Origin of the sequence: Silicimonas algicola (assembly GCF_003970735.1) — a bacterium.
In the GTDB taxonomy this organism is placed as follows: Bacteria; Pseudomonadota; Alphaproteobacteria; order Rhodobacterales; family Rhodobacteraceae; genus Silicimonas; species Silicimonas algicola.
Genome location: NZ_CP034588.1, coordinates 991,156 through 1,010,925, shown reverse-complemented (window position 1 = coordinate 1,010,925; position 19,770 = coordinate 991,156). Strand labels below are relative to the sequence as shown.

At 66.2% G+C, this 19,770-nt stretch carries 23 protein-coding genes and 1 tRNA gene; 9 read left to right on the top strand and 15 right to left on the bottom strand.

The genetic code is table 11. The annotated features are described in order from the left end of the window. Positions 1 to 5: 5 nt before the first annotated feature. The gene (locus EF888_RS05130) at positions 6 to 464 is read right to left on the bottom strand and encodes an NUDIX hydrolase (RefSeq protein WP_109757758.1); all 459 of its coding nucleotides are present in this window, start codon (positions 462 to 464) and stop codon (positions 6 to 8) included. 130 nt (positions 465 to 594) lie between these two features. On the opposite strand from EF888_RS05130, the gene EF888_RS05125 reads away from it, so the two are divergent. Then, entirely contained in the window at positions 595 to 1,224 is a 630-nt protein-coding gene (locus EF888_RS05125) for an alpha/beta hydrolase family protein (protein ID WP_109757757.1), read from the top strand. Here the strand turns inward: EF888_RS05125 and EF888_RS05120 are convergent. Together EF888_RS05120 and EF888_RS05115 are read right to left on the bottom strand one after the other, a co-directional pair. Beyond that, positions 1,221 to 2,381, bottom strand: a complete 1,161-nt coding sequence (locus tag EF888_RS05120; RefSeq protein WP_206508426.1) for an acyl-CoA dehydrogenase family protein — start codon at positions 2,379 to 2,381, stop codon at positions 1,221 to 1,223. The two genes, EF888_RS05125 and EF888_RS05120, sit on opposite strands and share 4 nt — an antisense overlap. Next, positions 2,378 to 3,139 carry an SDR family NAD(P)-dependent oxidoreductase gene (locus EF888_RS05115; protein ID WP_109757756.1) on the bottom strand — a complete coding sequence of 254 codons (762 nt, stop codon included), beginning with the start codon at positions 3,137 to 3,139 and terminating at the stop codon, positions 2,378 to 2,380. Before EF888_RS05115 ends, EF888_RS05120 begins: the two co-directional genes overlap by 4 nt. An 88-nt stretch (positions 3,140 to 3,227) precedes the next feature. Here EF888_RS05115 and EF888_RS05110 point away from each other — a divergent pair, with 88 nt between their 5' ends. Beyond that, complete coding sequence (locus EF888_RS05110; protein WP_109757755.1) at positions 3,228 to 3,968, top strand: metallophosphoesterase family protein; 741 nt, start codon at positions 3,228 to 3,230, stop codon at positions 3,966 to 3,968. Here the strand turns inward: EF888_RS05110 and EF888_RS05105 are convergent. Beyond that, the gene (locus EF888_RS05105; protein ID WP_338143051.1) at positions 3,965 to 4,231 is read right to left on the bottom strand and encodes a DUF6476 family protein; all 267 of its coding nucleotides are present in this window, start codon (positions 4,229 to 4,231) and stop codon (positions 3,965 to 3,967) included. The genes EF888_RS05110 and EF888_RS05105 overlap by 4 nt on opposite strands. Positions 4,232 to 4,262: 31 nt before the next feature. On the opposite strand from EF888_RS05105, the gene EF888_RS05100 reads away from it, so the two are divergent. The 3 genes from EF888_RS05100 to EF888_RS05090 all read left to right on the top strand — a co-directional run bounded on the left by EF888_RS05100 (position 4,263) and on the right by EF888_RS05090 (position 6,929). Then, the gene (locus EF888_RS05100; protein ID WP_109757753.1) at positions 4,263 to 5,294 is read left to right on the top strand and encodes an RluA family pseudouridine synthase; all 1,032 of its coding nucleotides are present in this window, start codon (positions 4,263 to 4,265) and stop codon (positions 5,292 to 5,294) included. Positions 5,295 to 5,485: 191 nt separating this feature from the next. Then, on the top strand, positions 5,486 to 6,382 hold the full coding sequence (gene rpoH / locus EF888_RS05095; protein WP_109757752.1) for an RNA polymerase sigma factor RpoH: 897 nt from the start codon (positions 5,486 to 5,488) through the stop codon (positions 6,380 to 6,382). Positions 6,383 to 6,527: 145 nt separating this feature from the next. Further along, on the top strand, positions 6,528 to 6,929 hold the full coding sequence (locus EF888_RS05090; protein WP_109757751.1) for a nuclear transport factor 2 family protein: 402 nt from the start codon (positions 6,528 to 6,530) through the stop codon (positions 6,927 to 6,929). A gap of 4 nt (positions 6,930 to 6,933) precedes the next feature. Here the strand turns inward: EF888_RS05090 and EF888_RS05085 are convergent, their stop codons facing one another. After that, on the bottom strand, positions 6,934 to 8,061 hold the full coding sequence (locus EF888_RS05085) for a carboxylate-amine ligase (RefSeq protein WP_109757750.1): 1,128 nt from the start codon (positions 8,059 to 8,061) through the stop codon (positions 6,934 to 6,936). A 138-nt stretch (positions 8,062 to 8,199) separates the two neighbouring features. On the opposite strand from EF888_RS05085, the gene EF888_RS05080 reads away from it, so the two are divergent. Then, a complete protein-coding gene (locus EF888_RS05080) occupies positions 8,200 to 9,042 on the top strand; it encodes a sulfotransferase family protein (protein ID WP_109757749.1) in 843 nt (280 codons plus the stop codon). Positions 9,043 to 9,111: 69 nt separating this feature from the next. Here the strand turns inward: EF888_RS05080 and EF888_RS05075 are convergent, their stop codons facing one another. Genes EF888_RS05075 through petA form a run of 3 tightly spaced genes read right to left on the bottom strand, consistent with a single transcriptional unit; the run spans position 9,112 to position 11,838 of the window. Continuing rightward, positions 9,112 to 9,912: a cytochrome c1 gene (locus EF888_RS05075; RefSeq protein ID WP_109757748.1), complete on the bottom strand. Its 801-nt coding sequence runs from the start codon at positions 9,910 to 9,912 to the stop codon at positions 9,112 to 9,114. Positions 9,913 to 9,926: 14 nt separating this feature from the next. After that, complete coding sequence (gene petB / locus EF888_RS05070) at positions 9,927 to 11,267, bottom strand: cytochrome b (RefSeq protein ID WP_109757747.1); 1,341 nt, start codon at positions 11,265 to 11,267, stop codon at positions 9,927 to 9,929. A gap of 13 nt (positions 11,268 to 11,280) precedes the next feature. Beyond that, complete coding sequence (gene petA, locus EF888_RS05065) at positions 11,281 to 11,838, bottom strand: ubiquinol-cytochrome c reductase iron-sulfur subunit (protein ID WP_109757746.1); 558 nt, start codon at positions 11,836 to 11,838, stop codon at positions 11,281 to 11,283. 218 nt (positions 11,839 to 12,056) lie between these two features. Here petA and EF888_RS05060 point away from each other — a divergent pair, with 218 nt between their 5' ends. Together EF888_RS05060 and EF888_RS05055 are read left to right on the top strand one after the other, a co-directional pair. Then, positions 12,057 to 12,629 (top strand): phosphatase PAP2 family protein, encoded by a 573-nt coding sequence (locus EF888_RS05060; RefSeq protein WP_109757745.1) that lies wholly within the window; start codon positions 12,057 to 12,059, stop codon positions 12,627 to 12,629. A gap of 83 nt (positions 12,630 to 12,712) precedes the next feature. Next, positions 12,713 to 13,354 carry an outer membrane protein gene (locus EF888_RS05055; RefSeq protein ID WP_109757744.1) on the top strand — a complete coding sequence of 214 codons (642 nt, stop codon included), beginning with the start codon at positions 12,713 to 12,715 and terminating at the stop codon, positions 13,352 to 13,354. On the opposite strand, the gene EF888_RS05050 is transcribed toward EF888_RS05055, so the two are convergent. The 5 genes from EF888_RS05050 to EF888_RS05030 form a co-directional block, all read right to left on the bottom strand. Beyond that, entirely contained in the window at positions 13,351 to 13,962 is a 612-nt protein-coding gene (locus EF888_RS05050; protein ID WP_109757743.1) for a glutathione S-transferase family protein, read from the bottom strand. The genes EF888_RS05055 and EF888_RS05050 overlap by 4 nt on opposite strands. A gap of 70 nt (positions 13,963 to 14,032) precedes the next feature. Beyond that, a complete protein-coding gene (locus EF888_RS05045) occupies positions 14,033 to 14,659 on the bottom strand; it encodes an FMN-binding negative transcriptional regulator (protein WP_109757742.1) in 627 nt (208 codons plus the stop codon). After that, positions 14,659 to 15,912 carry a tRNA (N(6)-L-threonylcarbamoyladenosine(37)-C(2))-methylthiotransferase MtaB gene (gene mtaB, locus EF888_RS05040; protein ID WP_109757741.1) on the bottom strand — a complete coding sequence of 418 codons (1,254 nt, stop codon included), beginning with the start codon at positions 15,910 to 15,912 and terminating at the stop codon, positions 14,659 to 14,661. Before mtaB ends, EF888_RS05045 begins: the two co-directional genes overlap by 1 nt. After that, a complete protein-coding gene (gene dapF, locus EF888_RS05035; protein ID WP_241239801.1) occupies positions 15,912 to 16,727 on the bottom strand; it encodes a diaminopimelate epimerase in 816 nt (271 codons plus the stop codon). The genes mtaB and dapF overlap by 1 nt, the downstream gene beginning before the upstream one ends. Positions 16,728 to 16,765: 38 nt before the next feature. Then, entirely contained in the window at positions 16,766 to 17,344 is a 579-nt protein-coding gene (locus EF888_RS05030) for a COG3904 family protein (protein WP_126918497.1), read from the bottom strand. Between the two features lie 117 nt (positions 17,345 to 17,461). Between EF888_RS05030 and EF888_RS05025 the strand changes: the two genes are divergently transcribed. Further along, a tRNA-Lys gene (locus EF888_RS05025) sits at positions 17,462 to 17,537 on the top strand. 190 nt (positions 17,538 to 17,727) lie between these two features. Here the strand turns inward: EF888_RS05025 and EF888_RS05020 are convergent. Together EF888_RS05020 and EF888_RS05015 are read right to left on the bottom strand one after the other, a co-directional pair. Continuing rightward, entirely contained in the window at positions 17,728 to 18,285 is a 558-nt protein-coding gene (locus EF888_RS05020) for a hypothetical protein (RefSeq protein WP_126918496.1), read from the bottom strand. Between the two features lie 160 nt (positions 18,286 to 18,445). Continuing rightward, positions 18,446 to 19,735, bottom strand: coding sequence for a PQQ-dependent sugar dehydrogenase (locus EF888_RS05015; RefSeq protein WP_109757739.1), 1,290 nt, complete (start codon positions 19,733 to 19,735; stop codon positions 18,446 to 18,448). Between the last annotated feature and the right edge of the window lie 35 nt (positions 19,736 to 19,770).

The window sequence follows — 19,770 nt, the reverse complement described above, 5'->3', positions numbered from 1 at the left end:
CGGGATCAGAGCGCGAGAAGGATCGACTTCAACTCGGGCTCCTGCACCAGGTTCGCGGCCTCTTCCGGGCTGACCCACCTGCGGCTGCGCTGGTGCGCTTCGGGAAAGGATGTGGCCAGGCTTCGCACCTCGACCGGGAAGACCAGCGTTTCGACCGGGACGCCCCAGCCTTCGTCATAGGTCTTGGTATAGGTGTACCGGCCGATCGCCTCATCCCGCGCGTCGCCGTCCGAGACGCCGGCTTCCTCCCACGCCTCCTGAAGCGCCGAGCCGGACGCGTCCTTGCCCGGGATCGGCCAGCCCTTGGGCAGGATCCACCGCCCCGTGCCGCGGCTGGTCACAAGCAGGACTTCGCGCCCGGCATCGCCCGTGCGCCAGCACAACGCGGCCACCTGAAGCCGCGGCGGTCGCCGCAGCATGGGACGGACAAATCCGTCCCAGGCGTGCCTGAGGTGTTGGAGCATCGAGTTACCTGCCATATGTCTTTATTCTGATTGCAAAAAACATATAACATCGGATGAAGAAACGCAAACCGGCGGCCGTCCGACGACGTTCGGGAGTGGCGCGGTTGCACAGCTCCCTTGGGCGAGACCGATGGAACTTCTCTGCGACGGCCCCGAGACGGCTCCCATTACACTGCTTTTCGCCCATGGCGCCGGCGCGGCGATGGACAGCCCCGCCATGACGCTTTTCGCCAATGCCTTCGCCGCTGCCGAGCTCCGTGTCGCGCGCTTCGAGTTCGGCTACATGGCCGCGCGACGGTCGGGCGGCCGCAAGCCGCCGCCCAGGGCCGAGACGCTGATCCCCGAGGTTCTGAAGGCCGTCGACGCGGTCAACGCTTCCGGCAAGCTCCTTATCGGCGGCAAATCCATGGGTGGGCGTGTCGCAAGCATGGCCGCGAACGACCTGTCAGCCTCTGGCGGGATGGCGGGCCTCGTCTGCCTCGGCTATCCGTTCCATCCGCCGGGAAAGCCCGACCGACTGCGAACGGGGCATCTCGAGACGATGGTGACGCCCACGCTCATCTTCCAGGGCACGCGCGACCCCTTCGGCAGCCGGGACGAGGTCGACACCTATGCGCTGTCCCCCGCTATCGAAGTCCGCTGGATGGAAGATGGCGACCACGACCTCAAGCCTCGCAAACGCGAGACGGGCGCCACCCACGCCGACTATGCCGCTCGGATCGCCGGCGCCGTCGCTGTCTGGGCCTCTGCCTTGCCCTAGGCGTTTGCCTTGTCCCAGTCGCGGCGGATCTTCTTCGCCAGCGACCAGCGGTGGACCTCGGAGGGACCATCATAGATGCGGAAGGCCCGGACCTCGCGGAAGATCTGTTCCACGACCGTTTCGTCAGAGACGCCCGTCGCGCCCATGACCTGCACGCAGCGGTCGGCGACCCGCATCAGCGCTTCGCTGACCGCCACCTTCGTCATCGAGCTTTCGACAATGGCCGCGTCGCCCCGGTCGAGCGCATCTGCGCACCAGTCGATCATCAGTCCGCACTGGCGCAGGTCGATCATGTTGTCGGCCAGCATGAAGCCCACGCCCTCGTGGTCGATCAGGCGCTTGCCGAAGGCCTCGCGCCGGCAGACGTAGTCGGTCGCAATCTCCTGTGCCCGCAGGCAGGCGCCAAGCCATCTCATGCAATGCGTCAGCCGCGCGGGTGCAAGGCGGACCTGCGCATAGCGAAAGCCCTCGCCCGGCGCCCCCAGCATCTGGTCCGCTGGCACGCGAAGGCCGTCCAGCGCCACTGTGCAGTGTCCCCCGGGCAGGGAATTATCGATCGTGTTCGGCACGCTTTCGATTCGCACGGCCGGATCGGGCAGATCGATGACGAACATGCAGGCGCCCTCGTCGGCCTTCGCCATGACGATGCCGATGCCTGCCTGCGCGGCCTGCGTGATCCAACGCTTGCGCCCCTCGATCACCCAGTGGTTGCCGTCCTTCCGGCAGGTAGTCTTCATCATCGACGGGTCGGACCCTGCACCGCCCTCGGCGGAGGGTTCGGTCATGAAGAAGGCCGAGCGCACGCGGCCCTCGAGCATCGGCGCCAGGAACCGCGCCTTGATGTCGGCGCTGCCGATGGCGCCCAGAAGGAACATGTTTCCTTCGTCGGGCGAGGCCGTGTTGACGGCCAGAGGCCCGAGCGGCGACAGCCCCGAGGCGATCAGAACCGTGGCGGTATCGCGGTGCGACAGATGACTTCCGTCCGCGCGAATGTGAGGCGTCATCACGCCATGCTCGCGGGCGAGCGCGCGCAGGTCCTCGGTCAGCTCTGGCGCGGGCGCCCCGTGGTGATCCCGCCGGGGATCGCGTTCGAAGGGGACAACGATGCCGCGGACAAAGCTCTCGACCCGCTCGGCAATGGTTTCGGCCTCGGTCACTTCGGCGCCATGCGGATCGCTCCGTCCAGTCGGATGACTTCGCCGTTCAGCATCGGGTTCGTGACGATGGCCTCGACCAGTTGCGCGAATTCGTCGGGTTCTCCCAACCGCGACGGAAAGGGCACCTGCGCGGCGAGCGACGTCTGCGCCTCCTCGGGCAGAGAGGCGAGAAGGGGCGTCAGGAACAAGCCCGGCGCGATGGTCATCATGCGGATGCCGTAGCGTGCGAACTCTCGCGCCAGCGGCAGCGTCATACCTGCGATGCCAGCCTTGGAGGCGGCGTAGGCCGGCTGTCCGATCTGGCCGTCATAGGCGGCGACAGATGCGGTGGCGACGATCACGCCCCGCTCCTCGCCCACAGGATCGGCGTCGTGAAGACGAGCCGCGAACTTGGACAGCACGTTGAAGGTGCCGAGGAGGTTCACGTTCACGATCTTCGAGAACTCGGCCAACGGAAGCGCCTTGCCTTCGCGCGAGATCACCTTGGCGGGTGGCCCGATGCCGGCACAGGAGACGAGGATGCGCTGCTCGCCGGAGAATGCTTCCGCCGCGTCCAGACTCGCCTCGACCTGCGCCTCGTCGGTGACGTCCACACGCACGAAGCGGCCGCCGATCCTCTCGGCCAGCTCCTCACCCATCTCGGCGTTCAGGTCGAAAAGCGTGACCGTTGCCCCCGCCTTCGCCAGACGCTTCGCTGTCGCGGCCCCAAGGCCCGAGGCCCCGCCCGTCACGACCGCGCCCGCACCTTCGATCCGCATTGGCGCTCCTCCCTGTTTCTCCCGGTATAACCGACGGGCACGTCCGGGCAAGCTTGCGGGAGGCATCGTTCCGCGTCAGACATCGGGGATGGCGCTTGCGGTCATCGCGGACATCCACGGCAATCTCTCGGCGCTCGATGCTGTGCTCGCCGACATCGCGCGGCGCGGCGTGTCGCGGACCGTGAACCTCGGCGACTGCCTGTCCGGTCCGCTCGACGCCCGGGGCACGGCAGACCGGCTGATCGCGCTGGACCTGCCCACCGTGCGCGGCAACCACGACCGCCAGCTCGTCGACCGCTCCGCCGACCGGATGGGGCTTTGGGAGCGCTGGTGCATCGAGGATCTCGACCAAAGCCACCTGGACTGGGTCCGAGACCTTCCGCCCGTCCTCGAGGTGGACGGCGCTCTCCTGTGTCACGGCACGCCGGAAAGCGACGAGACGAACTGGCTGGACGAGCGCGACGGAACGGGTCTCGTCCTGCGCCCCGCAGAGGAGATCGCCGTCAAGGTTGCGGGTCTGCCGCAGTCGCTTTTCCTGTCCGCCCACACCCACGTCCCGCGCGTCGTGCGGCTGTGGGACGGACGGCTTTGCGTGAACCCCGGTTCGGTCGGATGCCCCGCCTACGCCGATACCCGCCTCGACCCGCCCTTCAGAATGGAGACCGGCGCGCCCGACGCGCGCTATGCCGTCGTTGAGCGGACCGGCGACACCTGGAGCGCCACCCTGATCGCCGTCCCCTACGACACGACACCGATGGTCACGCTGGCCGAGAAAAAGGGTGCCGACGACTGGGTCCACGCCCTGACCACCGGCCGCGTCCCGCTCTAGTCCGTCTCGACCTCGACCCTCTGCCTGAGCGCTCCGGTGACGCGGTCGTAGATCAGAATCTCGCCCCCATCCGTCACGACGGCAAACCAGCCCTCGCCCTGCGTGAAGGCCGTGGCGGTCGCACCCTCGGGCAGCACCACGTTCGAAGGAACATCGACGCGCGTCGCATCCGCGAACCGCATGACAAACAGCGCGACGATGGTTAGAACGCCCAGGATCATGGTGAGGGTCAGGACCGTCACCAGCCCCTTGAGGAACCTCACCGTTCCTTCCCCTGGAGACCCTGCCCCGCCGATGTCGTCGCCTTCTTCCCGCATCGTCCTCGTCACCATCGCGGCGGATCCTCCGCCGCGACTTGATAAGGCGCTGGCCCGCGATGTGCCAGAGGAGGCGCACCTGTCGCGCTCGCGGCTCGCGCGCCTGATGGCCGACGGAGCCGTGAAGAAAGACGGTGCGACCGTCACCGACATCAAGGCGAAGGTCGCGGAAGGCGAGACTTACGAGATCCTCGTTGAGGAAGCGACCGAGACCGAGATGGTGGCGGAAGACCTTCCGCTAAGCATCGTCTACGAGGACGCCGACCTCATCGTCATCGACAAGCCCGCGGGTCTCGTCGTCCACCCTGCGCCCGGATCGCTCTCGGGCACGCTGGTGAACGCGCTCCTGCACCATTTCGGAGGCGACCTTTCAGGCGTCGGCGGCGAGAAGCGGCCGGGCATCGTTCACCGGATCGACAAGGACACCTCGGGCCTGCTGGTGGTCGCGAAGTCCGACGCCGCGCACCACGGCCTCGCCCGCCAATTCGCGGCACACACCGTCGAGCGAAGCTACCTCGCGCTTTGTCACGGTGTCCCCAGTCCCGGCGATCCGAGGCTTGCCGGTGTGCGGGGCGTGTCCTTCGAAGCGGGCGGCGTCCTGAAGATCACGACGCAGCTCGCGCGCCACAAGACGGACCGCCAGCGGCAGGCTGTTCTGTTCGATGGCGGACGGCACGCCATCACGCGCGTCTCTCTGCGCGAAGCCTTCGGCAGCCACGCCGCCTTCGTCGAGTGCCGCCTCGAGACAGGGCGGACGCACCAGATCAGGGTCCACATGGCGCACGCCGGACATGCACTGATCGGCGACCCGACCTATGGCGGACGACGGAAGCTGCCCCAGGACGCCCCCGGTGCGGCGGAAGCGCAAGCTTTCCGGCGGCAAGCTCTGCATGCTGCGTCGCTCGGCTTCGTCCACCCTTTGACTGGCGAGGCCGTAAGGTTCGAAAGCCCCCTACCTGAAGACCTTTTCACGCTTCTCGCCGCCTTGCGCGGCACTCGCGGCGACTGAAACACTCGACGCAAAATCCGCACAACTGCGTGAGCCCGGACGGATTCGGTGGTCTGCCCTGCCTTGGCGCTACATGCTGTCCCTCGAACGGAGAGGCCGACCTCTTGCAGTCTTCACCCCTTGAACTGAACAGATCAGTTCACTATTTATGTTAAGCGCCCTAACATGGGTGCGGACAGGGAACGGACGACATGGCAAATTACAGCACACTTCCCGCGCCTTCTCCCGAGGGAGGCCTCAACCGGTATCTCCAGGAGATCCGGAAGTTTCCGATGCTTGAGCCGGAACAGGAATACATGCTCGCGAAACGGTGGGTCGAAGACCAGGACACCGAGGCCGCGCATCAACTTGTGACCTCGCACCTGCGTCTCGCTGCAAAGATCGCAATGGGGTATCGCGGCTATGGCCTGCCGCAGGCCGAGGTGATCTCGGAGGCGAACGTGGGCCTGATGCAGGCCGTGAAGCGCTTCGACCCCGAAAAGGGCTTCCGCCTCGCGACCTACGCGATGTGGTGGATCCGCGCCTCGATCCAGGAATACATCCTGCGGTCCTGGAGCCTCGTGAAGCTGGGCACGACCTCGGCGCAGAAGAAACTGTTCTTCAACCTGCGCAAGGCCAAGGCCCGGATCGGGGCACTCGAAGAGGGTGACCTCCGCCCCGAGCATGTCGAGCGGATCGCGAACGACCTGAACGTCACGCACGAGGAAGTCATCTCGATGAACCGCCGCATGTCGGGCGGCGATGCATCGCTGAATGCCACCATCTCGGCCGACGGCGACGGCGCGGCGCAATGGCAGGACTGGCTGGAAGACGAGGATGCCGACCAGGCCTCGGACTATGCCGAGCGGGACGAGTTGGAAATCCGGCGCGAACTGATGGCCGAGGCGATGACCGTCCTCAACGAGCGCGAGCAGGACATCCTGACGCAGCGCCGGCTGATGGACAGCCCCGTGACGCTCGAGGAGCTGTCGGGCCAATACGGTGTAAGCCGCGAGCGCATCCGCCAGATCGAGGTGCGCGCCTTCGAGAAGCTGCAGCAGAAGATGCAGGACCTTGCGAAGCAGAAGGGCATGCTCGAACCGGCGTGATCCTTCTCCAGCGAAAACCAACAGGCCCCCGGATCGCTTCGGGGGCCTGTTGCATATGAGCGGACGGTGGCTGTCGCCGGTCAGAGTTCCGGAACTATCGCTTCGCCGACCGTGTTTTTCCTGAAGCACCGCAAGGAGAGATACGATGACCGAGCAGAAACCCATCGAGGACGAGATCGTTGGTCTGGAGAAATCCTATTGGGATGCGATCAAGCGGAAAGACGGCAAGACGACCGCCAGCTTGTCAGGTAAGACCAGCCTCGTGACTGGCGCCAATGGCGTGATGTCGATCGAGAAGGACAAGATGGGTTCCATGACGGAAGAGGGATCGTGGGAGCTTAAGTCCTATGAATTCTCTGACGTTTCGGTCGTGACACCGTCGCCCGACGTCGCAATCATCGTCTACAAGGTCACTCAGACCGTATCCATGGACGGCACGGACCGGGAATTCACCGCTGCCGACAGCTCGACATGGATTCGCGGCAGCGAGGGCTGGGAATGCCATGCACACAGCGAGACGATCCTGACCGACCAGAAGGCCGCCTGAGCCGTCAAAGATCCTGCGTGAACTCGGCGACAAGCGACGACAGGACGGCGTGCATCGCTCTCGGACGCGACCCTGTCAGCCCAAGCTCACGCTCGTGGATCTCTCTCTGGCGGTCGGCGCTGTTGCCACCCAGAAGGATATCGCGCGCGCCTTCGATCTCGGCGAGGCAAGACAGGGCTTCGGCATCCTCGGAGAGAAGCTCGATCATCTCTTCCAGCAGATCGGCGAAAGGCACGACCTCGCCCCGGCCGAAGTCGATCAGCCCCTCCGTCATGCCATAGCGCTGCGCGCGCCAGCGGTTCTCGCCTACAAGAAACTGGTCGTAGATCCGCCAGCGCTGGTTCTTCACCTTCAGCCGCCAAAGCATCCGCATCAGGCATTGCGTGAGCGCCGCGATGGACAGCGCGTGTTCCATGCGCGGACTCATGTCGCAGATGCGGCTTTCCAGAGTGGGGAACCGGTCCGACGGACGCATGTCCCACCAGACCTTCGTCGCGTCCTCGATGGCGCCGGTCCGCACGATGGCCTCGACCGCGCGGCGATAGCTGCCGTGGCTTTCGAGTCGCGGCGGCAGCCCGGTCCGGGGCAGGTTGTCGAAGACGGTCAGCCGATAGCTGGCCAGACCGGTGTCCTCGCCTTGCCAGAATGGCGAGGAGCAGGACAGCGCAAGGAGGTGCGGCAGGAAATAGGTCGCCTGATTCATCAGGTCGATCCGCAGGTCGTCGTCCTCGATCCCGATGTGGACGTGCATCCCGGAAATCAGCAGGCGACGTGCCACCCCGGCAAGGTCATGGCTGAGCGCGTTGTAGCGGTCCTTGTCGGTATGCGCCTGCGTCTTGTAGTCGGCGGTCGGATGGCACGATGCGGCAAGCGGCACGAGGCCGTGACGGCCGGCGGTCTCGGCCACGGTTGAGCGAAGGCGCTTCAGATCCTCGCGCGCCTCGGCGATCGTCTGGCACACGACGGTGCCGATCTCGACTTGGCAACGCAGGAATTCGGGCGATACCTGGTCGCCGAGGGCGGCGCGGCAATCCTCCATCAACTCGGGCGTCGCCTCGGCGAGGTCGAGCGTGTCCCGGTCGACCAGAAGGTATTCCTCCTCGATCCCCATGGTGAATGTCGGCTCGGTCATGGTGGCCCTCCCCCGGCTCATAGAATAGCCCGCAGCCCTCCACGGCAAGCGTCACCCTCCTGTCATCAAAGCGAAACCCTCGCGTTACGCGGCAGGCGCATCCTCACAGGCGAATGGCCACGAGGGGGAACCGGGACCATGTTCGCTGCCGACGTGTATCTGATCGGGGCCCAGAAGTCGGGCACCACATTCCTTGCCTCGCGCCTGGGCCGCAGCCCGGAGGTCTGCCTGTCCGACCCGAAAGAACCCCAGTTTTTCAGCCTGCACTACCAGAAGGGCTTCGACGCCTATCGCCGGACGTTCCGAGACCCCGGTGCGCGGCTCAAGGTCGATGCCTCGACGACCTATACCTTCCTCCGCCCGGCGCATCGTCTGTCGGACGGCGACGCGCCGGGCCTGACCGCTCCCGTCCCGCAGCGCATCCGCGAGGTCGCGCCGCACGCGCGCCTCGTCTATGTCATGCGCGATCCGGTCGAGCGCGCGATGTCGGCCTGGCGTCACATCCATCGGGGCGAACGCGCTCCGGACGGACCGCTTTCGCTGCCCGACGTCCTGGACGCCGACCCGATGCTCGAGCTGGTGGGACGATACGCCGACCAGATCGAGCGCTACCTCGCCGAGTTTCCGCCCGAGAGGTTCCTGTTCCTGAGGTTCGAGGATCTGACCCTTCGCGCGCCAGAGGTTCTGACCCGGCTGGCGCATTTCCTTGACCTCGATGAAGCGCCGCTTCTGGAACCCCAGCAGACGGATGAAACCCATGCCGCCCACGGCCTCAGCGTTGCCGGTCGGCTCGCGAAGAAAGTGCCGGGCGTCAGGGAGGCCGTTCGCCGCCGCCTGCCGCCCGCGGTGCGAAGCCGCATCGCCGATCTCGTCCTGCGACGGCCAGCGCCAAAAGTGGCCTTCACCGGCCATGACACGGCAGCCGAACGCTTTGCCAGTGACCGCCGCCGGGTGATGGAACTGACAGGCCTCGCAGTCTGACCCCTGGAAAACGAAAAAGGCGCCGCGCGATCCCTCGCCCGGCGCCTTCTGATAACTCTGGCCGGCGGATTATTCGGCCGGGTGAATGCCCTTCTTCTTGATGGGCATCCAGATGCGCTTGTTTGTCAGGTACAGAAGCACGCCGAGCAGGATCAGGAACAGGACGGCGACGAAGCCCGTCTCCTTCCGTGCGTTCAGCTTCGGCTCGGCGGCCCACATCAGGAAGGCGGCGACGTCCTCGGCCTGCTGTTCCACCGATGCCGTGGTGCCGTCCTCGTAGGTCACGCCCTCCTCGATCAAGGGCGGCGGCATGGCGATCCAGCCACCAGGGAAGGCGGTGTTCTCGTAGAAGATCGTACCTGCCTGCTCGCGCTCCTCGCCGGTATAGCTGGTGAGAATGGCACGGATGTATTCCGGTCCGCCGATGCCGCGGAAGAACTGGCTGATGCCGGTGCCGTAGGGCCCGTGAAACGCTGCGCGCGCCTTTGCCATGAGGCTGAGGTCGGGTGCGTTCTCGAGCGCCGACATGGGGAAGTGGTCGTTCGGTTCCGCCGTGCGGAATTCGCCCGTCTCGGCGTCCTCGACCTCGTAGAAGGCCGCATAGGCGCGAACCTGATCCTCGGGCAGGTGAGGACCGCCCTCGTCTCCGAGCGTGCGGATCGGGACGTAGCGAAGTCCGTGACAGCCGGCGCAGACCTCGGTGTAGATCTGCAGGCCACGCTGAAGCTCGAAGGTCTCGTAGGTGCCGAAGGGGCCTTCGAACGAGAAGGCGTGATCCTCAATGTGTCCCTCGCCGGTTTCGGCGGCGAGAGCGGGAACTGCCGCCAGCCCGAGAGCGGCGATCGCGGAAAGGGTGATCTTGCGGATCATGGGTCTTGGTCCTTTCATTCCGCGGGGTTCACGGCGGTGTGTGTGCCGCCGGTCTCGGAGTAGTGGGCGTCGAAGTCGGCCTCGATGGTGGCCGGCCGCGGCAGGGGCTTCTCCATCACGCCGAGAAGCGGGAGAATGACGAGGAAGTAGGCGAACCAGTAGGTCGACGCGATCAGCGCGATGGTCGAATACGGCGGCTCGGCCGGCTGCGCGCCGCACCACATCAGGACGACGAAGTCGACCACCAAAAGCCAGAACCACCACTTGAACATCGGGCGATAGCGGCCCGAGCGCACGGACGAGGTGTCGAGCCAGGGCGCCAGCGCCATGACCACGATCGCGCCGAACATGGCGAGGACGCCGAAGAGCTTTGCGTCGACGATACCGCCGGTCACGAAGTCCGCGATGATCACGACCCACACGTCCGCCGTGAAGGCGCGCAGGATCGCGTAGAACGGCAGGAAGTACCATTCGGGCACGATGTGCGCGGGCGTCGCGAGCGGGTTCGCCTCGATGTAGTTGTCGGGGTGGCCGAGGTAGTTCGGCATGAAGCCCACGACGGCGAAGAAGATCGCAAGGATGATCGCCAGCGCGAAGAGGTCCTTCAGCACGTAGTACGGCCAAAACGGCACGGTGTCCTTTTCCGCCACTTCCTTCGAGTCGCGGCGAACCTCGACCCCGGTCGGGTTGTTGTTGCCAGTGGTGTGGAAGGCCCAGATGTGGACGGCGACCAGCGCCGCGATGACGAAGGGCAAAAGGTAGTGCAGCGAGAAGAAGCGGTTCAGCGTCGCGTTGTCGACCGCCGGTCCGCCAAGAAGCAGGGTCTGGATCGGCTCGCCCACCAGCGGGATCGCCCCGAAGAGGCCGGTGATGACGGTCGCGCCCCAGAAGGACATCTGGCCCCAGGGCAGGACGTAACCCATGAAGGCGGTGCCCATCATCAGGACGAAGATCAGGATACCGATGATCCAGGTCACCTCGCGCGGCTCCTTGTAGGAGCCGTAGTAGAGGCCGCGGAAGATATGGAGATAGACCGCGAAGAAGAACAGCGAGGCGCCGTTCATGTGCGCGTAGCGGATCATGTGGCCGGCGTTCACGTTCCGCATGATGTGCTCGATCGACGCGAAGGCCATGTCGACATGCGGCGTGTAGTGCATCGCCAGCACGATGCCGGTTCCGATCTGCAGAAGAAGGCAGAAGGTCAGGACGATGCCCCAGATCCACATCCAGTTCAGGTTCTTGGGCGTGGGGATCATCAGCGTGTCGTAGAGAAGCCCCACGATCGGCAGGCGGCGGTAAAGCCAGCTCTCGCTTGAGGTCTTCGGTTCGTAGTGGTCGTGCGGAATGCCAGCCATGGTCGTGTCCCCCTCAGCCCAGCACCAGTTCCGTGCCGTCGAAAACGGCAGGAGGAACGGGAAGATTCTCGGGCGCGGGTCCTTTGCGGATGCGTCCTGCGGTATCGTAGTGCGAACCGTGGCAGGGGCAGAACCAGCCGCCGAAGTCGCCGGCCTCGCCCAGGGGAACGCAGCCCAGGTGCGTGCAGACGCCCATCTGGACCAGCCATTCGCCCGTTTCTTCCAGCGCCCGGTTCGCGTCGATCGCGGGCGAGCCGTCCGGGATGTTCGCGTTGCGCGCAAAAGGGTCAGGCAGCGTCGAGACGTCGACGCCTCTCGCCGCCTCGATCTCTTCCGCCGTGCGGCGGCGGATGAACACGGGTTTGCCGAGCCATTTGGCGGTCAGCTGCGTCCCTTCCTCGATCCCCGAGACATCGACCCGGACCGACGCCAACGCCTGCACGTCGGCCGAAGGATTCATCTGGTTCACCAGCGGCCAGACCGCAGCGCCGACGGCGACCGCCCCGGCCCCGCCGGTGGCGTAGTAAAGGAAATCCCGGCGAGTGCCTTCATGGTCTTCTGCGTGCGACACGAGCGTCTCCTCAGTTCTTTCGGGAGTCGATCCCAAGACGACGGGCCGGGACGCACCCGGCCGGTTGGGCGGGTTGATAGCGCCGCACGCGCAAGGCGTCCAGCGGACATTCGACCGCACCTCGCCGGACCGACACGCAAATTTCGCGAGACGGTTGCACGAGCTTCACGTCCGGCGGCTCCAAGAGGTCCGAGCAGTCGAGCCCGCGAGGCACAGTCATGGAGCAGGTCGCATCTGAATCGACCGAGGAGGGCCCGCAGGACAGGCGCCGCCGCCCCGCATCGGTCGCGCCGACGCTGACCGCCGCAGCACTTGCGACCGCCGTCCTGCTGGTCGCGGCCCCCTTCCCGCGCGAGGCCCGCGTCGACGCGGCGAGCGCCGTGCTTCCCCTGGCCGGTCTTGCCTGCGCCGTCGCCTCGGGAAACGGCGGCGGCTACCTTCTGGGCTATGCCGCGACCCTCGGCACAGTTCGCGGCGTCAAGTCCGTGACCGCGGACATGGACCTCGGGCGACGGCCGAACGGGTTCGGCCGCGGCTTTCCCTCCAGTCATTCGGCGTCGGCGGCCTACGGGGCGTCGCGGCTGGTGGCGACCTGTCTCAGCGCCGCGCCCGTCGCACGGACGGTGGCTGCGGGCGTGGCGGCCCTGACGGGAGCGGGCCGGATCGAGGATGACCACCATGACGCGATCCAGGTCATCGCGGGGCTTGTCTTCGGCCTGGGCTTCGAACGCCTGTTCCGCCGCAGTCGGCGGCAAGTGAGAGCCCGGTCTCCGGACCGGCGTCCCGCGTGATCACAGCGCCACATTTTCAAATCAAAGCAGCGACTTCCGGGTGTCGCACGGAACCTTTCGATGTTCCGGGAGGTTACCGGGGCATGAACGCGCCTTCCCTGATCGCCGTCGTGGCGACGCTTCTCGCCCATCCCGTGTCGGCCGGGCCCTGGGAAGCCAGCGTATTCACCGGCGTCCAGAACAGCGGATCGTCCTCCGTCTCGGGCAAAGGTCCCGGGGGCGTCGGCGCCTTCTTCTTTTCGACCGATTGGGACATGGGGTCGCTTGACGGCATGGACTATCTCGGCGTTCGGGCGATCTATTGGGTCGACGCCCGGAACGGACTGGCACTTACCCTCACACGCTCGACCGCCGTCGCGACCGCCACGCCAGTCGCAGGGGTCTCGGATGTCTCGTTCGACGGCACGTTGACGCTCACCGCCGATGCGCTGCACCGCTGGAACGCCAACGGACGCCTCAAGCCCTACATCGGCCTCGGCCTGGGCATCGCCATGCCCGACGCGAGGGTGACTTTCGCAACCGGAGAAATCGAGCGGCCAGACGCCACGGGGTTCGCCGCCGCAGCGACTGCCGGGGCGAGCTACAAGCTCGACGCGCGCACGTCCGCCTTCGCAGAGCTTCACCTCAGCCACGCGCGCTATGACCTGGATCTATCGTCGGGAGGCTCTCTGAAGACCGACATGACCTCTACCGCGATCAACGTCGGACTTAGCTACCGCTTCTAGGCCGCGTCGCGCGGGCGCGTCGCCGCCATCGACGGCCGTTCGTCGAAGGACGCCTGCCAGTCCGCAAGCTTAGGGCGACCCGTCCGCCAGCCCCGCGCGCCGTGACGGAAGTCGAGATATCCCAGTGCCGAGCCAAGCGCGAAATGCGCCACCGTCGGAGGGCCATCCAGCCAGTCGATCCAACTTTCCTCGACGACGTCGAGCGCGCGCGCGATCTTGGTCCACTGTGCATCCATCCAGGCGGCGAACTGCTTTTCCTCGGGCCGCGCGCGCACCTCGTAGGACATCGAGACGCCGGCGTCGCTGATGCCATCGCCCAGCGCTTCCAGGGTCAGCACCTGCCAGAGGCGATGCTCGGGATAGAGATTGGCTCCCGCGAGGGCGTCGAGGTAGCGGCAGATGACGCGGCTGTCGAAGACCGCTTCGCCTTTCGCACCGACCAGCGCCGGGATCTTTCCGAGAGGATTCGTGCCGACCGGCATGGTGCCGGGGGTCACGGGGTTTCCCTTCGACAGCTCGCGGTCGACGCGGGCGTCGAGCCCGGTTTCGATCAGGATCGCCTCGACCTTGCGGCAGAAGGGCGAGGCGGGATTGGTGTAGAGTTTCATCGGGGATCCTCCGGTCCGGTCGTGCAGGAGACTGCGGGATGCGAGAGGCGGCTGCAAACCTGATTTCGCGTCATGACCCGGGGGCGTCGCCCAGGGGCCGTTCCATCAGCCGCGCCAGCGCCTCCGGCTCCGAACCGAAACCGTCCGCCACATGCGACGCGGCGGCAAGTCGCACCTCGTCCGTCTTGTTTTGACCCAGCTTCCAGGTGCCGTCGACCTGATCGACGTGCAACCTGAAAGGGACGATCGCGCGCAGCAGCTTCTCCATCGCCTCCGCCGCCATCTTGTCGGGCATCCAGACCGGCTTCGGCAACAGACGCGCCTCGTAGGCCGCGGACTGGCGATCGAGCATGTCGCGCATTGCGTCGTCCGGCAGTCGCTCCAGCCGTCCGCGCAGGTGAACGGCGACGTAGTTCCACGTCGGCACCTGGTCCGCGATGCCGTACCAGTCGGGCGAGACATAGGCGTCGGGACCCGTGACCGCGATGACGGCGGGCGCGTCGCCTGCGCGCGCGATCGGGTTCGAGCGGACAAGGTGCAGGTCGGCGCTGGTTCCGTCCTCGGTCAGCAGAAACGGAACATGGGACAGAAGCGGAGCAGGATCGGCATTCACGGCCAGCGTGCCGAAGGGCCGGCTGCGCGCGAAGCCGAGGTGACGGTCTCGGCTCTCATTCCTGAAGGCCGGATTCGGGTGCATCAGGCAAAGGCCGTCAGACGCGATCCGTCGTGATCGCCCAGCCGCACGTTGAGAAGCGCGCCCTCCGGCTGGTCCACGTCGAAGGTCACCTCGGCGAAGGTCTCGGTCCGGGCAAGACGCGGCCCCTCGGTCAGGACGGTCAGCTTGCGACCCGAAAGCGCGTCCAGATGGCGGCGCGCGGCGGCGTCCCCCGCGGCGCGCAAACGGCCGGCACGCTCCTTGATGGCGGGGCCGCCGACTTGCGGCATGCGCGCCGCCGGCGTGCCGGGGCGCGGCGAATAGGGGAAGACGTGCAGCCAGGTCAGCCCGCAGTCCTCGACGAGGGCGAGCGAGTTCCGGAACATCGCCTCGGTCTCGGTCGGAAAGCCCGCGATGATGTCGGCCCCGAAGGTCATCTCGGGCCGTAGCCTGCGCGCCTCCTCGCAAAAGGCGATGGCGTCGTCGCGCAGGTGACGGCGCTTCATGCGCTTCAGGATCATGTCGTCGCCCGCCTGGAGAGACAGGTGCAGGTGCGGCATCAAACGTGGTTCGACGGCGATGCACTCCATCAGCACCGGATCCGCCTCGATCGAATCGATGGACGAGATCCGAAGACGCGGCAGGTCCGGGACAAGACGCAGGATGCGCCGCACGAGGTCGCCGAGCCTCGGCGTACCCGGCAGGTCCGCACCCCAGGACGTGAGATCGACGCCGGTCAGCACGACCTCATTGAAGCCCCGGTCGCGGAGGCGTTTGATCTGGTCCACGACGACGCCCGCCGGCACCGAGCGAGAATTGCCACGACCGAAGGGAATGATGCAGAAGGTGCAGCGATGATCGCAGCCGTTCTGCACCTGAACATAGGCGCGGTGGCGGCCGAAGCCGTCTATCAGATGGCCCGCCGTCTCGGTCACCGACATGATGTCGTCGACGAGCACCGGCTCGGTGTCCCCGATCACTGCGCGCGCCCAGGTGTCGGGCCGCATCTTCTCGGTGTTGCCGATCACGAGGTCCACTTCGGGCATCGTGGAGAAACGTGCCGGTTCGGTCTGCGCCGCGCATCCGGTGACGATGACGCGCGCGGTCGGGTTCTCGCGCTTCAGCCGCCGGACCTCCTTCTGCGACTTCCGCACCGCCTCGGCGGTAACCGCGCAGGTGTTGACGATGACCGCATCCGACAGCCCCGCCGCGTCGGCCATCTCGCGCATGGCTTCGGTCTCGTAGGCGTTCAGGCGGCAGCCGAGCGTCGCGAAGGTGGGCACCTTGCGGTCCATCAGCCTCTCCACACGCCGTCGAACACATGCGCGGTCGGCCCTGTCATCCAGACCCCGTCGTCCCGCCAGTCGATCTCTATCCGCCCACCGTCGAGATCGAGCGTGACGGTTCGCCCCGTCAGCCCCCGCCGCGCCGCCGCGACGGCCACCGCGCAGGAGGACGAGCCGGAGGCGAGAGTGATGCCCGTGCCCCGCTCCCAGACCCGCATCCGCAGGCGGTCGCGTCCCGTGACCGAGGCGAACTGCACGTTTGTGCGCTCGGGGAACAGGAGGTGGTTCTCGAGTACCGGGCCCCGCCGGGCGAGGTCCACCGCCTCGGCATCCTCGACGAAGAAGGTGCAATGCGGATTGCCCATGCCGGTCGCCACCGGATCGCCCTCGATCGGCAGGTGCAGCGTGTCGACCTCGCGAGACAGCGGAACCGCGCGCCACTCGGTGTCTGGCTGCCCCATGTTGACCCGTGTCATGCCGTGGCCCGCGTCCTCGCAGGCCAGAAGCCCGCGCTCGGTGCGGATCCTCAGGGCGCCCTGCCCCGTCTCGTCCATCAGGTGCCGCGCGATGCACCGCGTGGCGTTTCCGCAGGCGGCCGAAAGCGAGCCGTCGGCGTTGTAGAACACCAGCCGCACCGCCGCCTCGGGGTCGGAATGCATCACCGCGAGCTGGTCGAAGCCCACGCCCCGGTGACGGTCGCCAAGCGCGCGCGCCACGTCCTCGGTCACCGGCGCTCCGCCCTCGCGGAGGTCGATCACGACGAAGTCGTTGCCAAGCCCATGCATCTTCATGAAGGGCCGGCCGGTGTCGGGGCGAGCGGTCATGGCGCGCGATATAGAGGGTTCGTCGGTCTGTGGGAAGCCTAGCGCCGCGCGCTGAGGATGTTGGTGGCGACGCCCATCCGCTTTGCCTGCACCGCGTCGATGATCCAGAGCCGGTCGTTCGGCACCCGGTAGGCAGCCTCGTTCAGCTCCGGGAACCCCATCTCGAGCCAGTACCGGCGGTCGATCTCGTAGGAGATGTTCGTATCGGTCGCCGCGTGCAGGCCAAGTTCCGCGATTTCCGTCATCTCGCGCGACTTGCCCGCGACGAAGACATCGACGCAGGCCGAGATGCAGTTGACGAGGATGATCGTGTTCATCCGGTCGGCCTTGATCGTGCGGCCGATCTGGTGCGAGGCCAGAAGGCTGCCCCCCGGCGACTGCGCGATGACCAGCCCGTCGACCTCGGCATCGATCGTGACGCGCTCGAAGACGGCAGCCGTCTCGGGCGTGATCTCGCCGTCGAGAACGAGGAACTGCGCCTGCCCGTCGCCCGTGGTCTCGACAAAGAGATTGCCCCCTAGCGCGCGCGCCTTGTCCGAGACCATCATGCCGCCGGTCGGAGCGCAGGCAGAGACGGTCAGAACGGCCAGTCCGGCAACGAGAAATCGGCGCATCATGGGGGAACCTTCGGCTTCGGTTCCCCCACCGTGCCCGTGGCGGCGGAGAGGGTCAAGCGGATGGTCGGTTTTGGCCTTGACGCCCCGGAGAGGCCGCATTAGGTCCGGCGCTCGAGTGGGCCGTTAGCTCAGTTGGTAGAGCAACTGACTTTTAATCAGTGGGTCACTGGTTCGAATCCAGTACGGCTCACCACTGTCACGAAGAACGAGCAAGAGCCTGGCGAACGTGGTGCTCGCCCTCCGGGGCGTTGCGCCCGCGCGAGACGGCGGAATGGCGCCCTAGAGAGGTCCTCGGGTGCCGCGGTCGTCAAAGGGGCCGGCAAGGCCGGCGCGATAGCGAAGGTCGGCTTGGAGCCCAAGTTGGCACTTCCAACTGCGTCCAGTCAGCCGGACACTTTCTGCATCAACTGATCCAACGTGCTTTCAGATTGGCAGAGTGTGCATGGCGCTTGTCCGCTGGACAGATTCAATATGTCACCTTCGGCAAACTCAGCAACAATCGAATCCAGTTCGTCGAAGCGAAGGCATTCGCGTACCTTGAAGTACGTTCCGCCCACGGTGCTGCGCCGCCGCTCTGGAAAGTGAAAACACACACTTAGTAAACGTGTCGATAACTCGCCGCCTTCGGACCCAGGTCTCAGGAGTACAGCGTTTCCTTGTGTGCTCCATGTGCCTCTGGAAACTTGCAGTTGACCTGGGAACCAGAGAGACGCAGTCCTGTCGCCGTTGGCGTAGACAATGCCAGATCCATATCTGTCTGACACGATGCGGAGCGTCTTGTCGCTCAGAAAAGCCTCTGCGGGGTTCGCGAAGGCCGGCGCCTCGATTTCATTCGCCGAAGCGATAGCAGGGTAAGCGATTAGGAAAAGCGCGGTAACGAAGCGAAAAGCATTCCATCCTCCACAGCGACACACATTCATGTTGACGATGGGAAGTTGCATCTATTCTGCCAAAGCTGTTCTACGATCCTTGAAGTAATTTGGTTGGTCCAAGTGGCACCATGATGACTGTATCGTGGTTAAAGTCAGCTTCGTCCGCACAGCGGACTGTCACGCTCCAGGCTGAGCGCCCTCTTAATGGAGCGCGACCGCCTGACCCACCTCACGCCCCCGTCACCCGCCAGATCACGTCGCCCACGTCGTCGGCCATGAGCAGCGACTTCCCGTCCGGCCCAACAGCGACCCCCACCGGACGGCCGTAGGACACGCTTTCGTCGTCCGCGAGAAACCCCGTCAGGATGTCGCGCGGCGAGCCCGAGGGGCGTCCGCCCTCGAACGGGACGAAGATCAGCTTGTAGCCGGACAGCGTCGAGCGGTTCCACGACCCGTGCTGACCGATGGCCATGCCGGCGGGGAAGCCGGGCAGCGTGCCCTCCGGCACCCAGCAGAGCCCCAGGGACGCCGTGTGCCCGCCCAGCGCATAATCCGGCCGGATCGCGCGGGCGACGAGGCTCGCGTCCTGAGGCACCCGGTCGTCGACGATCTGCCCCCAATAGCAGTAGGGCCAGCCGTAGAAGCCACCTTCCTTCACGGACGTAAGGTAGTCCGGCGGCGTCTCGTCGCCCAGACCGTCACGCTCGTTGACCACGGTCCAGAGCGCACCCGTCGTCGGCTCGAAGGCCAGGCCCACCGGGTTGCGCAAACCCGAGGCTAAGACGCGCGCCTTTTCCGACGCGATGTCCATTTCCCAGATCGCGGCGCGGCCCTCCTCGGTCTCCATCCCCTCGTCGGCGATGTTGGTGAGCGAGCCGACGCCCGCGTAAAGCTTCGTGCCGTCCGGCGACAGGAGAAGGCTGCGCGTCCAGTGCCCGCCAGGCTTGAACTCGACCAGCCTCCGGCCCTCGCCCTTCAGGCTCGTGGCGCCGTCCTCATAGTCGAAGGCCACGATGCCGTCGGTGTTGCCGACGTAAAAAGTGCTCCCGGCCAGCGCCATGCCGAAGGGCTGGCGCTGGTTCTCGACGAAGACCTCGCGCCGCTCGGCCACCCCGTCGCCGTCCTCGTCGCGCCAGAGCGTGATGCGGTTGGCACTGTGCCCCAGCGCGCGGGCGCGCCGCATGGTCGCCTGTGCCGCACGGTCGAGGAGGTTCTTCGGTGGGCCCGCCTCCTGCAGCGCCTCAGCGACAAGGACGTCGCCGTTCGGCAGGACCTCGATCCAGCGCGGGTGCTTCAGGTCGCGGGCGAAGGCGTTGACCTTCAGCCCGGGCGCCGCCTTCGGCGTCTGGCCCTCGGACCAGCCCTTCCCGGTCGGCATCTTCAGGGTCATGATGCCCTGCTTCTTCGCGTTGGGAATGGCGGGCGTCGTGCCCACCGCCGGCTCCTTGGGCGCGTTCATCCGCCTCAGAAGGACCATCGTGCCGCCAACGACGGCGGTGGCGCGGGCTAGAAGATCCATGACATGTCCCTCGTGTTTCAGGGCATCGACACTAT